The sequence below is a fragment of the Variovorax sp. 278MFTsu5.1 genome (assembly GCF_048305045.1).
In the GTDB taxonomy this organism is placed as follows: domain Bacteria; phylum Pseudomonadota; class Gammaproteobacteria; order Burkholderiales; family Burkholderiaceae_C; genus Variovorax; species Variovorax guangxiensis.
In genome coordinates this window covers 3940634-3953373 of sequence record NZ_CP157622.1, presented here as the reverse complement: position 1 = coordinate 3953373, position 12740 = coordinate 3940634, and the positions used below count along the sequence as shown (strand labels likewise).

Annotated in this window: 15 protein-coding genes; 7 read left to right on the top strand and 8 right to left on the bottom strand. The window is 68.0% G+C overall.

Annotated elements, in window-relative coordinates; genetic code table 11:
* The first annotated feature begins 79 nt into the window (after nt 1–79).
* The 5 genes from ABL844_RS18400 (at nt 80) to ABL844_RS18380 (ending at nt 4303) form a co-directional block, all read left to right on the top strand.
* Nucleotides 80–1063, top strand: coding sequence for a branched-chain amino acid ABC transporter permease (locus tag ABL844_RS18400; protein ID WP_126023898.1), 984 nt, complete (start codon nt 80–82; stop codon nt 1061–1063).
* Nucleotides 1064–1079: 16 nt separating this feature from the next.
* Complete coding sequence (locus tag ABL844_RS18395; protein ID WP_126023899.1) at nt 1080–2147, top strand: branched-chain amino acid ABC transporter permease; 1068 nt, start codon at nt 1080–1082, stop codon at nt 2145–2147.
* Nucleotides 2144–3034: an alpha/beta fold hydrolase gene (locus ABL844_RS18390; protein WP_418116673.1), complete on the top strand. Its 891-nt coding sequence runs from the start codon at nt 2144–2146 to the stop codon at nt 3032–3034. The genes ABL844_RS18395 and ABL844_RS18390 overlap by 4 nt, the downstream gene beginning before the upstream one ends.
* A 65-nt stretch (nt 3035–3099) precedes the next feature.
* A complete protein-coding gene (locus ABL844_RS18385) occupies nt 3100–3606 on the top strand; it encodes a DUF1993 domain-containing protein (RefSeq protein WP_418128428.1) in 507 nt (168 codons plus the stop codon).
* Between the two features lie 133 nt (nt 3607–3739).
* Entirely contained in the window at nt 3740–4303 is a 564-nt protein-coding gene (locus ABL844_RS18380) for a thioredoxin family protein (protein WP_369662432.1), read from the top strand.
* A gap of 7 nt (nt 4304–4310) precedes the next feature.
* Here ABL844_RS18380 and ABL844_RS18375 read toward each other — a convergent pair whose 3' ends face one another.
* From ABL844_RS18375 to hemH, 3 genes are read right to left on the bottom strand one after another with little or no spacing between them, the layout of a single operon-like run.
* Nucleotides 4311–5414: a hypothetical protein gene (locus ABL844_RS18375; RefSeq protein WP_418128427.1), complete on the bottom strand. Its 1104-nt coding sequence runs from the start codon at nt 5412–5414 to the stop codon at nt 4311–4313.
* The gene (locus ABL844_RS18370; protein ID WP_418128426.1) at nt 5411–6259 is read right to left on the bottom strand and encodes a class I SAM-dependent methyltransferase; all 849 of its coding nucleotides are present in this window, start codon (nt 6257–6259) and stop codon (nt 5411–5413) included. The genes ABL844_RS18375 and ABL844_RS18370 overlap by 4 nt, the downstream gene beginning before the upstream one ends.
* Nucleotides 6256–7293: a ferrochelatase gene (gene hemH, locus ABL844_RS18365; protein WP_418128425.1), complete on the bottom strand. Its 1038-nt coding sequence runs from the start codon at nt 7291–7293 to the stop codon at nt 6256–6258. The genes ABL844_RS18370 and hemH overlap by 4 nt, the downstream gene beginning before the upstream one ends.
* Before the next feature lie 15 nt (nt 7294–7308).
* Between hemH and ABL844_RS18360 the strand changes: the two genes are divergently transcribed.
* Nucleotides 7309–8040, top strand: coding sequence for an HAD family hydrolase (locus ABL844_RS18360; protein ID WP_418128424.1), 732 nt, complete (start codon nt 7309–7311; stop codon nt 8038–8040).
* A 129-nt stretch (nt 8041–8169) separates the two neighbouring features.
* Here ABL844_RS18360 and ABL844_RS18355 read toward each other — a convergent pair whose 3' ends face one another.
* Nucleotides 8170–8475, bottom strand: a complete 306-nt coding sequence (locus ABL844_RS18355) for an NIPSNAP family protein (protein ID WP_418128423.1) — start codon at nt 8473–8475, stop codon at nt 8170–8172.
* A gap of 128 nt (nt 8476–8603) precedes the next feature.
* On the opposite strand from ABL844_RS18355, the gene ABL844_RS18350 reads away from it, so the two are divergent.
* Entirely contained in the window at nt 8604–9245 is a 642-nt protein-coding gene (locus tag ABL844_RS18350; protein WP_418128422.1) for a LysE family translocator, read from the top strand.
* A gap of 13 nt (nt 9246–9258) precedes the next feature.
* Here ABL844_RS18350 and ABL844_RS18345 read toward each other — a convergent pair whose 3' ends face one another.
* Genes ABL844_RS18345 through hpnC form a run of 4 tightly spaced genes read right to left on the bottom strand, consistent with a single transcriptional unit; the run spans nt 9259 to nt 12592 of the window.
* Complete coding sequence (locus tag ABL844_RS18345; protein WP_418128421.1) at nt 9259–9567, bottom strand: hypothetical protein; 309 nt, start codon at nt 9565–9567, stop codon at nt 9259–9261.
* 9 nt (nt 9568–9576) lie between these two features.
* Complete coding sequence (gene hpnE / locus ABL844_RS18340) at nt 9577–10839, bottom strand: hydroxysqualene dehydroxylase HpnE (protein WP_418128420.1); 1263 nt, start codon at nt 10837–10839, stop codon at nt 9577–9579.
* 2 nt (nt 10840–10841) lie between these two features.
* Nucleotides 10842–11681: a presqualene diphosphate synthase HpnD gene (gene hpnD / locus ABL844_RS18335; protein WP_418128418.1), complete on the bottom strand. Its 840-nt coding sequence runs from the start codon at nt 11679–11681 to the stop codon at nt 10842–10844.
* Nucleotides 11678–12592 carry a squalene synthase HpnC gene (gene hpnC / locus ABL844_RS18330; RefSeq protein ID WP_369661996.1) on the bottom strand — a complete coding sequence of 305 codons (915 nt, stop codon included), beginning with the start codon at nt 12590–12592 and terminating at the stop codon, nt 11678–11680. The genes hpnD and hpnC overlap by 4 nt, the downstream gene beginning before the upstream one ends.
* Between the last annotated feature and the right edge of the window lie 148 nt (nt 12593–12740).

Here is a 12740-nt window from a genome sequence, read left to right as displayed (position 1 = left end):
ATGACCTCGTCTCGTCGCCGTCGGCCCTCACCCCAACCCTCTCCCGCAAGCGGGAGAGGGGGCAAGAGGAGGCGCAGCAATGAAAGCCCTCGACTTCGACTGGCGCCCGCTGCTCCTGGCCCCGGTGCTGGCGCTCGCCGCGTTGCCGCTCACCGGCTCCTTCTCGACCTGGCTCACGCTCACCGTGGCGGGGCTGGCGATGGGCATGATCATCTTCATCATCGCCTCGGGCCTCACGCTGGTGTTCGGCCTCATGGACGTGCTGAACTTCGGCCATGGCGTGTTCATCGCGCTCGGCGCCTTCGTGGCCAGCAGCGTGCTCGGCCTCATGGGCGACTGGACCGGCTCGGGCGAGCTGTGGCGCAACCTCGTGGCGGTGTTCCCGGCGATGCTGGTCGCGATGGCGGTGGCCGGTGCGGTAGGGCTGGCCTTCGAGCGCTTCATCGTGCGGCCGGTGTACGGCCAGCACCTGAAGCAGATCCTCATCACGATGGGCGGCATGATCATCGGCGAGGAACTCATCAAGGTGATCTGGGGCCCGGCGCAGATTCCGCTGCCGCTGCCCGAGGCGCTGCGCGGCTCGCTGCTGGTGGGCGACGCGGCCATCAGCAAGTACCGCCTGCTCGCGGTGGCCGTGGGCGTTGTCGTGTTCGGCGTGCTCGCATGGACACTGGGGCGCACCAAGATCGGCCTGCTCATCCGCGCGGGCGTGCAGGACCGAGAGATGGTCGAGTCGCTGGGCTACCGCATCGGGCGGCTCTTCGTCGGCGTGTTCGTCGTCGGCAGCGCGCTGGCCGGACTGGGCGGCGTGATGTGGGGCCTCTTCCAGCAGAACCTGGTGCCGCAGATGGGTGCGCAGGTCAACGTGCTGATCTTCATCGTCATCATCATCGGCGGGCTGGGCTCGACGGGTGGGGCGCTCATCGGCGCGCTGCTGGTGGGGCTGATGACCAACTACGTGGGCTTCCTGCTGCCCACGCTCACCCAGTTCGCGAGCATCTTCCTGATGGTGGCCGTGCTGCTGTGGCGCCCGCAGGGCGTGTACCCGGTGGCGAACCGCTGAAGAGGAGGACGAAAACATGTTCCTGAAGCGACTCCTCTCCAACGACATGCCACGCAGCCGGCTGCTCGCCGTGCTGCTGCTGGCAGTGTTCATCGCGCTGGCCTTCGCGCCATTCATCTTCCCCGGCGTGAAGGCGCTGAGTGTCGCGGCCAAGATCCTGGTGTTCGTGGTGCTGGTGGCCAGCTTCGACCTGCTGCTGGGCTACACCGGCATCGTGAGCTTCGCGCACACCATGTTCTTCGGCATCGGGGCCTACGGCATCGCCATCTCGGCCTCGAGGCTCGGGCCGAACTGGGGCGCGGTGCTGGTCGGGCTGGGCGCGTCGCTGGCGATCTCGCTGGTGCTGTCGTTCGCCATCGGCCTCTTCTCGCTGCGGGTGCGCGCGATCTTCTTCGCCATGATCACACTGGCCGTGGCTTCGGCCTTCCAGACGCTGGCTTCGCAGCTCTCGGACTTCACCGGCGGCGAGGATGGCCTGACCTTCAAGCTGCCCGAGCTGATCTCGCCGAGCTTCGAGTTCGCGGAAGAGCCTTTCCTCGGCGTTTCGCTCGACGGCAGGCTGCTTTGCTACTACCTGCTGTTCGTGGCGGCGGTGGTGCTGGTGCTGGCGCTGCTGCGCATCGTGAACTCGCCCTTCGGCCGCGTGCTGCAGGCCATCCGCGAGAACGAGTTCCGCGCCGAGGCGATCGGCTACCGCGTGGTGGTCTACCGCACCACGGCCGCCGTGCTGTCGGCGCTCTTCGCCACGCTGGCCGGCGCGATGCTGGCGATCTGGCTGCGCTACAACGGGCCGGATACCTCGCTGAGCTTCGAGATCATGATCGACGTGCTGCTGATCGTGGTGATCGGCGGCATGGGCACCATCTACGGCGCGGCCATCGGCGCGGTGCTGTTCGTGGTGGCGCAGAGCTATCTGCAGGACCTGCTGCGCATCGGCAACGAGGCCGCCAGCGGCCTGCCGTGGCTGGCTGCGCTGCTGTCGCCCGACCGCTGGCTGCTGTGGCTGGGCGTGCTGTTCGTGCTGTCCGTCTATTACTTCCCGACTGGCATCGTCGGAAAACTGCGTGCAAGGGCTGCGCGATGAGCGACAACAACAATCTGATTCCGCTTTCCCGCTACGCGCAGCTCGCCGGCCGCGAGATCCATTGGCTCGAATGGGGCTCGCCCGAGGCGCCCGTGGTCATCGCCTGGCATGGCCTTGCGCGCACAGGGCGCGACATGGACGAACTGGCGCAGCACTTCGCCTCGCGCGGCTTCCGCGTGATCTGCCCCGACACCATCGGCCGCGGCCTGAGCCAGTGGAGCCCGCTGCCGGACGAGGAATACAAGCTCTCGTTCTATGCGCGCATCGCCAATGCGCTTTGCGACGAGCTGCGGCTCGGGCGGGTGCACTGGGTCGGCACCTCGATGGGCGGCGCCATCGGCACCGTCTGCGCCTCGGGCCTGTTCGAGCCGCGCATGAAGGCGCGCATCGCGAGCCTGGTGCTCAACGACAATGCGCCCGAGCTGGCGCAGCCGGCCATCGAGCGCATCCGCGCCTATGCGGGCGAGCCGCCGGCCTTCGACACGGTGGCCGAACTCGAAGCCTTCTTCCGCACGGTCTACAAGCCCTACGGCTGGCTCAGCGACGCGCAATGGCGCCGGCTGACCGAGACCTCCACGCGCCGGCTGCCCGACGGCCGCGTGACGCCGCACTACGACCCGGCCATGGTCCGGCAGTTCAGCGCGCACGACAACGACTACCTGATCTGGCCGCACTACGACGCCATCGAGGTGCCGGTGCTGTGCCTGCGCGGAGCCGAGTCCGACCTGGTGCTGCCGGGCGTGGTCGAGGAGATGAAGCAGCGCGGTCCCGGCGCGGCCGGTCGGCTGCGGGTGATCGAAGTTCCTGCCTGCGGTCACGCGCCCGCGCTGAACGTGCCGGAACAACTTGATCCCATCGAGGGGTTTATCCGCGCCGCCGGCCGCTGAGGTAGCGGCGGCGTGACAATCGCCGCCCACCTCAACCACAAGGCCGACCACAGGCCTCGAACACCATGGCGCTCTCGATGTACGACCTGTCCGTGCCCGTCTTCACGCGCGGACTCGGCCGGCTCACCCATATCCTCGACAAGAGCCTCGCGCATGCGAAGGCCAACGGCATCGACCCGGCCGAGCTGGTCGATGCACGCCTCGCGCCCGACATGCTCACGCTGGCCGGCCAGATCCAGCGCGCCAGCGATGCCTCCAAGCTCGGCACGGCCCGCATCGCCGGCGTCACCGCGCCTAGCTTCCCCGACGAGGAAAAGACCTGGGACGACCTGGTCGCGCGCATCGCGAAGACGCAGGACTTCCTGGTAACGGTCGACCGCGCGCTGATCGACGGCCACGAAGACCGCGCGGTGACCATCAAGACCCGCGAAGGCGAGGCGACCTTCACGGCGCAGCGCTACCTGCTGCAGTTCGCAGTGCCCAATTTCTTCTTCCACGTGACCACGGCCTACGACGTGCTGCGCCACAAGGGCATGCCCATCGGCAAGATGGACTACCTGGGCAAGTTCTGACCTGGGCGGCCCATCACGCCGCCGGGACAAAGTTCAAATTGCCGTGACACATGCGCACGCAGCGCGTGCGCCGCGAACAATCGCGCCTGACCGCTGTCGGTCTGACACACGAGCGAGGTTTGCGATCATGAACATGATGTCCAGAAGGGCGTTCTCGGGGCTCGCCGCAGGTGCCTCCGCCCTGGCGGCAGCCGCGGGTGGCGCCTGGCCGGCACGCAGCGCGCTGGCCGCCTCGCCGGGGCTGCGCGACTACGGCAAGGCCCCCGAATTCACTGGTATCGACAAGTGGCTCAACTCCGAGCCGCTCACCATGAAGGGGCTGTCCGGCAAGGTGGTGCTGGTCGACTTCTGGACTTATTCCTGCATCAACTGCATTCGCACGCTGCCGCACGTGGTGCGCTGGTACGAGACGTACAAGGACCGGGGCTTCACCGTGGTGGGCGTGCATTCGCCCGAGTTCGCCTACGAGAAGCTCACGCGCAACGTGCAGGACGCGATCGAGCGCTTCAACATCCGCTACCCGGTGGCGCAGGACAACGGATTCGCCACCTGGCGGGCCTACAGCAACCAGTACTGGCCCGCGTTCTACCTGGCCGACAGCAGCGGGCAGGTGATGCGGCAGCATTTCGGCGAAGGGGAGTACGCCGAGATGGAGGCTGCGATCCAGGCGCTGCTGGCACGCAGGCCGGCAGCCTGAGCCAGGATCAATTTGCCGATTCGAGGATGCGCCGTACCGCCGCCTTGCCCGCGGGCGTGAGCACCGGGCCGAGCTCGGCGTAGGGCACTTCGATCTCGATCTCGCAGCCGTTGCCGTAGGCGGGCTGGGCGAAGCGCATGCCCTTGGCTTCCAGCGTCAGGTCGTAGTAGGCGCCTTCTTCGTAGTTGGAGCGGCAGTTGTCCTCGGCCTTCGACGCGTCGATGCCCGCGTAGCGGAACAGGAAGCGGCGCAGCTTCGGCGTCATCGAGCCGCCTCCGGTGCCGGATAGCCGTCCCTCGGCCGGACGCGACTTCGACAGCGAGCGCAGGCCGAACCAGGACCATGGGTCGACCTGCTTGCCCGTCTGCAGGTCCCAGGTGCGATGGAACCAGGAGATCCCGTTGCGGCCCATGCCGGCCGCCCAGGTGTAGTTGCGGATGCTGAGCCACTGCGAGCTCCAGTACGAAGGATCGGCGGTGTTCTCGTCTTCCGCCGGTACGCCGACCCGCCCGAGGAACTCGCGGCGCTTGTCGAAGTACTCCTTGATCGTGTCCTTGCTGGTGTCGAAGTCGCGGCGCAGCTCGCGGTTGATGGCTGCCAGCGTGGGCTCGGGGCCGGAGAGTTCGATGGTTTCCTGGCCGGCGAAGCGCAGGCGGCGGAAGCTGCGGCCGGGCGCGAATTCTTCTTTCTTCCCGCTCTCGATCTTCGGCGGCGCTTCGAGCAGGCCCGCATAGCCGTCGCTGCCGCAGGCCTTGTCGCCACCCGTGGCGTCGGACAGGTCGAGCCGGATGGGCAGCGTCACGGGCACGCCCTTCACGCTCTTCCAGGTGCCGGTCAGCGTGTTGCCCTTGGCGGGGTCGAGCGACCACAGGCCGGTGTCGCCGGCTTCATGCCAGAAGCTGTCTTTCTCGACGCGGCTCAGCGGGATCGCCTTCTTGTACTGCTTGTAGAAGTAGCTGCCGCTCGGGAACTCGGCGTTGAAGCAGGCCACGATGGCCTTGGTGCCGAGCGTGCCTTCCCACACGCCCTTGGGCACTTCGGCGGTTCCGGCTGCGCGGGCCATGAAGGGCACCAGCAGAAAAAGGCCACCGAGGGCGCGAAGAGGTTTCATGGCTTGCGTGCGGAGATCGAATACATGAGCGGAATGCGCGGCATGCCCTCGGGCGGTGCCATGCGGCGCCCGCCGATGTCGCGCATGCCTTCGAAGGGCTTCCAGCCGTTGGCGTACGGGTATTCGTCGAGCCGTTCGACGACGAGGCCGGCCTGCGACAGTGCGGTCGTCACCTGGCCCACGCCCCAAGTGAACTCGAAGCTGGGGTGCGGGTTGCTGAAGTTCTCCACGCCGCGCTCGTAGCCTTCGCGCACCAGGCCGTCGCCGGAATCGGCCACGTAGTCGCCCACGCCTTCCTCGGGCACGGGGGCTTCGTTGAAGTAGTCGTAGTGGAACTTCCAGGCCGGGTCGAACACCAGCGCGAAAGGGTGGAACTCGACGAAGACGAAGCGGCCGCCGGGCTTGAGCATCTGCGCCACTCCGCGCGCCCAGGCGGCGATGTCGGAGAGCCAGCACAGCGTGCCGTACGAACAGAAGACGATGTCGTGCTTCTCGCCGCGTGTCTGCGCGTCGCGGAAGTAATCGTAGACATCCGAGCGCACGAAGCGCGCCGCGATGCCCGACTGCTGCGAGAGCCGCGTCGCGAAGTCGACGGCCTCGTCGGAGATGTCCACGCCCGTCACCTCGGCGCCGAGGCGCGCGATGCTCAGGCTGTCCTGTCCGGCGTTGCACTGCAGGTGCAGCACAGACAGGCCTTTCACGTCACCGAGCAGGCGGGCTTCTTCGGGGAAGAGGGTGGAGCCGCCCTTGCGGAAGAAGGCGGCCTGATCGCCCTTGTGGCTGTTGTGTGCGACGGTGGCCGCGTTCCACGAGAGCCGGTTGGCTTCGTGCAGATCCTGTTTCATGGGGTGGCGTTCGTTCTTTGCGTGGGCCAGCCGGCCAGGTTGCGCTCGGCGATGCCCGCGAGCGCGGTGATCCATGCCGGGCTGTCGTTCAGGCAGGGGATGTAGCTGAAGGCTTCGCCGCCCGCGTGCAGGAAGGCTTCGCGGCCTTCCATGGCGATTTCTTCGAGCGTCTCGAGGCAGTCGGCCGGGAAGCCCGGGCAGACCACGTCGACGCGCTTCACGCCGGAGGCGCCGAGTTCGCGCAGCGTGGGCTCGGTGTAGGGTTCCAGCCATTTGGCCTTGCCGAAGCGCGACTGGAAGGTCACGCGGTACTGGGCACTCGAAAGGCCCAGCCGCGCTGCGAGCAGGCGTGCGGTTTCGGTGCACTGCGCCTGGTACGGATCGCCCAGCGCGATGTTGCGCGCGGGAATGCCGTGGAAGCTCATCAGCAGCACCTCGCCGCGGCCTTCGGTTTTCCAGTGCTTCTCGATGCTCTGCGCGAGCGCCTCGATGTAGGCCGGGTCGTCGTGGTAGTCGTTGACGAAGCGGAACTCGGGCACGCGGCGCTGCTTGCGGCTCCACGCGTTCACCGCATCGATCACGCTTGCGGTGGTGGTGCCCGAATACTGGGGGTAGGCCTGCAGCACCACCACGCGGGTGGCGCCTTCGGCCTGCAGCGCGTCGAGCCGGGAGGCGATGGAGGGGCTGGCGTAGCGCATTGCGTCGCGCACCGTGACGCGGTGGCCGCGCTCGCCGAGCCAGCCGGCCAGCAGCGTCGCCTGCTTCTGCGTCCACACCTTCAGCGGCGAGCCTTCGCGCATCCAGATGCTCGCGTACTTGGCGGCCGACTTGGCTGGGCGTGTGCGAAGGATGATGCCGTGCAGGATCGGCGCCCAGAGCAGCTTCGGGATCTCGACCACGCGGGGGTCGCCCAGGAAGTCGGCGAGGTAGGGGCGCACGGCTGCTGCTGTGGGGGCATCAGGTGAGCCGAGGTTGCACCAGAGCACTGCGGTGCGCGGGGTACTCGGGGGAGCGTTCTCGTGAGTCGAAGGCATGCGATATTCTCGGGCATGACTTCCGTTTCCCCGGCGCCCGCGGGCGCCGCGCCTCTCGATCTCAAGCGCATCTCGGCGATCTCGCTGGACCTCGACGACACCCTCTGGCCGATCTGGCCGACCATCGAACGCGCCGAGGCCGTGCTGCATGCATGGCTGCTGCGCGAGGCGCCCAAGACGGCCAGCCTGCTGATGACGCCGGGCATCCTGCGTGAGCTGCGCGAAGCCACCGCCAAGGAGCGTTCGGATCTCGCGCATGACCTGAGCGCGCTGCGCCGCGAGTCGATCCGCAGCGCGCTCACCCGCGCGGGCGAAGACCCGGCGCTGGCCGACCCGGCCTTCGACGCTTTCTTTGCCGAGCGCCAGCGCGTGACGCTCTACGACGACGCGCTTCCGGCGCTGAAGTGGCTCAGCGAGCGCTATCCGCTGGTGGCCATCTCCAACGGCAACGCCGACATCCAGAAGACCGGCGTGGGCCGCTGGTTCCGCACCGCCTTCAACGCGCGCGCCTTCGGCAGCGGCAAGCCGCACGCGCCAATCTTCCGCGCCGCGGCCGCATCGGTCGGCCTGCTGCCCAGGGACGTGCTGCACGTGGGCGACGATGCCGAGCTGGACGTGGTCGGCGCGCTCAACGCCGGCATGCAGGCCGCCTGGCTGGTGCGCGACGAGCGGCCCTGGGTGCACGGCGCGCGGCCGCAGCTGATCGTGCCCAACCTGCACGCGTTGTGCATGGCGCTGGGCGGCTGAGGTACCAACGGGTCCGACAAGAAGCGTGGTTCATTCCAGGAACACCGCGGAACCGGCTTTGCCGGGCCGCAGGTGTTGCCCCCTGCAAGGGGGTTGGCGAAGCGACACGAAGTGCGCGGAGCCTGGGGGTTAGCCAAATACCGGTCTGAAGAAGCTGCGCTCGTAGCTCACGATGCAGCGGGTTTCCTCCGCGTACTTGAATGCGGCCTGGCATTCCGGGTCCTGCATCGAGTCGGCGCGGTACTTCTCATAGGCGGCCAGGCTCGGGAAGGTGAACATCGCCAGCGCCACGTTGTTCGTGCCCTCCGAGGGCAGGAAGTAGCCGTGGTGCTTGCCGCCGAACTTCTCGACCAGTGGAATCCAGAGCTTGCCGTAGTGCTCGAATTCCTTGAGCTTGTAGGCGTCGACGATGTAGCGCAGGTAGCAGGTGACCATGGGAGTCCGTCTTTCGGGATGGGGTAGAGGGGTATTGGCGCGGCGTCTGCAGCCGCGCGCGGGGCTGACTATAGTTTCCGGGCTGTTGTCCCAACCTCCGCGGCCTTGCGCCGGACAGGAACCCCGAAGTGCATCTCTCCAACTGGCTTGTGTTTTGCGGCGTCACGCTGCTCGTCGTCTTCACACCCGGGCCGGCCGTGCTGCTCGCGGTCTCGAACTCGATGAGCGTCGGCCCGCGACGGGCAATGATCAGTTCGCTGGGCAACGCCGCCGGGCTTTTCATGGTGTCGGCCGCCGCGATGGCGGGGTTGGGCGTGGTGCTCTCCACCTCGGCCCATGCCTTCATGGTGCTGAAGCTGGCCGGTGCGGCCTACCTGATCTACCTGGGCATCAAGCAATGGCGCAGCCAGGGCAGCGTTTTCGCCGACGTGCAGGGCGGTCCGTCCGCCGGCACTCCGCGTTCGAGCTGGCGCCTCTTCGGCCACGGGATGACGGTCGCGCTGACCAATCCCAAGGGCATCCTTTTCTTCTCGGCCCTGTTCCCGCAGTTCCTGACGCAGGACGCACCCATCCTCACGCAGTTCGCGGTGCTGACCGGCACCTTCGCCGCTGCCTCGGTGGTCGCCCACTCGTTCTATGTGCTGCTGGCGCGCCTGTTGCGCAGGCAGCTTTCCGATCCGCGTCGCACGCGCATCTTCAACAAGGTGTCGGGCGGGGCCTTCGTGCTGCTGGGGCTGAGCCTGCTTCGGCTGCGCAACAAGGCGGCCTGAGCTGCGCCTTTTCTCAGTCGAGCCCGAAGCGCTCGCGCAGCGCCGTGCAGAAGCCGGCGGTGCCGCTGATCGACAGGGTAATAGTGTCGTAACGCGGATCGTCCTCGCTCGATTCCTGCAGGTCGTAGTCCCACAGGCCGCCTTCGTCGAGGGCGCCGCGTGCATCCGGAAAGGCGGCCTCGGCCCAGGCCAGTACGCGGGCGACTTCGGCCCGCACCTCGGACGTCTTGTCGGGCGAGGTCGAGGCCATGGCGTCGAAGGTGCCGTGGCCTTCGGTGTCTTCGCTGTAGTCGAAGTCGAGATAGCGCAGTCCGGTCGTCATGGCGTCGATTCAGTTCAATGATCTGGCGGCGGCGAGCCCGCTGAGCACCGCGCCTTCGAGCGTGGCGGGGTAGGGGCCTTCGATGTAGTCGCCGCAGGCCTGCAGGCCCGGTGCGATGGACGATGACGGCCGCACGAGGCCGGGCGTGCAGGCGAAGGTGGCGCGCTTCTCGACCACGGTCTGCACCAGCTGCAGGTTCGATTGACCCAGCTGCGCGGCGGCTTGCGCGATGACCTTTTCTTCCAGCACCTCGCGCGATGCCTCGTTCGCGCTCACGACCATCGCGAGCACGCCCTGCAGGCCGCCGAGCTGGCTCCTGTCGAAAACGAACTGGGCCGGCGCCGTGGCCGGATGGCTGCGCAGCGCGAGCATCGGCTCGGCAAGCGGCCTGGCGCCGCGCACGTAGACAGTGGCGATGGCCTCGAAGCGCAGCGCCTCGGTGGTCTCGCACCAGCGATCCGCCGGCAGGCCCGAGGCGCGGACCAGCCGTGCTGCATCCCACGGAGCGCAGGCCAGCACGACCTGATCGAAAGCGTCTCCGTCGACCAGCCACTGCCCGGCTTCGGATGCAATGGCACGCACGCGCGTGCCGATGCGCACCGTGGCGCCTTGCCGTGTCAGCCAGCGAATCGCGGCATCGGGCAGCAGCGCGCCCAGGTCGGCGCGCGGCAGCAACAGGTCGGCGCCGCCGCTTCCGCTGAAGAGCGCGTCCTTCAGCACGCGCAGGAAGACTTCGCCGCTCGACTGCGCCACGGGCGTGTTGAGCGCCGAAACGCACAGCGGTTCGATCAGCTCCCGCATCACGCGCGGAGTGAGCCCGGCGCACAGATCGGCAACCGTCGTGCCGCCGGCACAGCGAAAGCCCGAAAGCCTCCAGCCGATGGCGGTGCGCAGCAACGACGACTTGTCGCGCCACGTCCAGCCCCGCGCCGTGAAGATGCCCGCCAGCAGGTCGAGCGGCGCAGGCAGCCGAGGCAGCTTCAGCCCGCCGCCATCGGCAAAGCGCAGCGAAAGAGGCAGCCGCAGCAGCACGCCTTCGACATCGACGCCGACGTCGCGCATCAGCTGCAGCGTGGCGGTGTACGCACCGATCAGGATGTGCTGGCCGTTGTCCAGCGCCAGCCCGTGCATGTTGTCGACCCGCCGCGCCCGGCCGCCCGGCATGTGCGCCGCCTCGAACAGCGTGATGGCATGGCCGAGCCGCGTGGCCTCCACCGCGCAGGCAAGGCCGGCCCAGCCGGCGCCGATGACGGCGGTCTTCTTCTTGGTCAAGCTCAGATTCGTCCGAGGGCCTGAACCTTCCACGCCAGCCAGAACTTGCGCACCGGCGTCAGGCTCACGCGCTGGTTCAGCACCTGGAAGTTGTCGCGTTCGATCTCCCGCAGCAGGGTGCGGTAGATGCTGGCCATCATCAGGCCGGGCTTCTGCGAGCGGCGGTCAGCCAGGGGGAGCAGGGCGAGCGCTTCGTCGTAGGCGGTGTGGGCGCGGGCGGCCTGGAACTTCATGAGTTCGACGAAACGCTCGGAGTGCACGCGGTTCAGGATCTCGTGCGCCTTCACGTCGAACTTCTGCAGTTCGTTGACCGGCAGGTAGATGCGGCCGCGCAGCGCGTCTTCGCCCACGTCGCGCAGGATGTTGGTGAGCTGCAGCGCCAGGCCCAGCTTGTGGGCGTAGGCAGTGGTCTGGGCGTCGGTCTGGCCGAAGATGCGGGCAGCGACCTCGCCGACCACGCCGGCCACGAGGTGGCAATAGCGAGAGAGGCCCTGAAAGTCGAGGTAGCGCGTCTGTTCGAGGTCCATCTGGCAGCCGTCGATCACCTCGTTGAGCTGGCGTGCCTCGATGCCATAGGCCGCGGCATGCGGCATCAGCGCCTGCATCACCGGATGGCGCGGCGTGCCCGCGAAGGACTGCGAGACCTCGGTGCGCCACCAGGCGAGCTTGGTGGCGGCCACGCCGGGGTCGCTGACCTCGTCGACCACGTCGTCGACTTCCCGGCAGAAGGCATAGAAGGCGGTGATCGCGGCGCGGCGCGACTTGGGAAGGAACAGGAAGGCGTAATAGAAACTGCTGCCCGAGGCGGCGGCCTTGTCTTGCACGTATTGCTCGGGGGTCATCGGGGAGGCGCTGCTTTCATGGGGCGTGATTGTCTCCGCATCCGCACGGCCTTCCAGAGCAGCACCGGCGCGTCGAGCTTGCCGATGGCGGGGCGCTGCGTGAAGGTGTCGAAGCCCAGGTCCTGGATCTTGTCGAGGATGCGCAGGCCGCCCTGCACCACGAGGCGCAGCTCCCAGCCGGCGCGGCCGGGCAGGCGGTGTACGAGGGGGGCGCCCTCGTTCATGAGTTCGCGCGCCCAGTAAGACACGACTGCTATGAGATTGATAGCTTCCTGCGGTGGCTCCGCGCGCGAGAGCGGCGCGAAGACCTTGAAGTGCTCGGGCGAGAGGCCGCGCCGGTCGCAGTCGGTCAGCGGAAAGTAGAAGCGGCCGCGCGGAAGGTCGACGCTCGGGTCCTGCCAGAAATTGATGAGCTGCAGCGCGCTGCAGATCGCGTCGCTCTGCGCCAGGGCCTCGGCGTCGTGCACGCCGTAGAGATGCAGCAGCAGGCGCCCGACGGGATTGGCGGAGCGGCGGCAGTAGTCGAGCAGTTCGGCGCGGTCGGCGTAGGTGCCGCGGTCGCGGGTTTTCTCGATGTCCTGCATGAAGGCGCTCAGCAGGTCGGCGAGCAGGTCTTCGGGCAGGCCGTGGCGGGCGATGCTGTGGGCCAGCGGGCCGAAGACCTGGGGCCAGCGCGATCCGGGCAGCACTTCGCCGCGGGCGGCCGAGGCGAGTTCTGCGCGATAGGCGCGCAGGTCGGCCAGGCGCTCGGCGGGCGAGGCGCTGCCTTCGTCGGCGATGTCGTCGGCGGTGCGCGCGAAGTGGTAGATCGCCGCGATCGGCGGGCGCAGATGCGGCGGGCACAGCCACGAGGCTACGGGGAAGTTCTCGTAGTGCGCAGGCGGCGCGGCATGTTGGGGAGTGGCGGACACGCCACGATTGTCCGCGACGGCGCAATGCCCCCGCACTATGCTCGCAGCGTCGCCACTACGAACTCCCCGCTTCATGAAAGCATCCGCTCCGGCTTCCGGGTCCCAGGTTTCTGCGTACGGCGAGGCGGCGCACCCCACGGGCCCGGCG

Excerpts from the sequence above, each read along its gene's own strand:
- ABL844_RS18395 (WP_126023899.1), top strand. The coding sequence starts at position 1,080 with ATGTTCCTGAAGCGACTCCTCTCCAACGACATGCCACGCAGCCGGCTG.
- ABL844_RS18380 (WP_369662432.1), top strand. The coding sequence starts at position 3,740 with ATGATGTCCAGAAGGGCGTTCTCGGGGCTCGCCGCAGGTGCCTCCGCC.
- ABL844_RS18360 (WP_418128424.1), top strand. The coding sequence starts at position 7,309 with ATGACTTCCGTTTCCCCGGCGCCCGCGGGCGCCGCGCCTCTCGATCTC.
- ABL844_RS18345 (WP_418128421.1), bottom strand. The coding sequence starts at position 9,567 with ATGACGACCGGACTGCGCTATCTCGACTTCGACTACAGCGAAGACACC.
- ABL844_RS18400 (WP_126023898.1), top strand. The coding sequence starts at position 80 with ATGAAAGCCCTCGACTTCGACTGGCGCCCGCTGCTCCTGGCCCCGGTG.
- hpnD (WP_418128418.1), bottom strand. The coding sequence starts at position 11,681 with ATGACCCCCGAGCAATACGTGCAAGACAAGGCCGCCGCCTCGGGCAGC.
- ABL844_RS18375 (WP_418128427.1), bottom strand. The coding sequence starts at position 5,414 with ATGAAACCTCTTCGCGCCCTCGGTGGCCTTTTTCTGCTGGTGCCCTTC.
- ABL844_RS18385 (WP_418128428.1), top strand. The coding sequence starts at position 3,100 with ATGGCGCTCTCGATGTACGACCTGTCCGTGCCCGTCTTCACGCGCGGA.
- ABL844_RS18370 (WP_418128426.1), bottom strand. The coding sequence starts at position 6,259 with ATGAAACAGGATCTGCACGAAGCCAACCGGCTCTCGTGGAACGCGGCC.
- ABL844_RS18355 (WP_418128423.1), bottom strand. The coding sequence starts at position 8,475 with ATGGTCACCTGCTACCTGCGCTACATCGTCGACGCCTACAAGCTCAAG.
- ABL844_RS18390 (WP_418116673.1), top strand. The coding sequence starts at position 2,144 with ATGAGCGACAACAACAATCTGATTCCGCTTTCCCGCTACGCGCAGCTC.
- hemH (WP_418128425.1), bottom strand. The coding sequence starts at position 7,293 with ATGCCTTCGACTCACGAGAACGCTCCCCCGAGTACCCCGCGCACCGCA.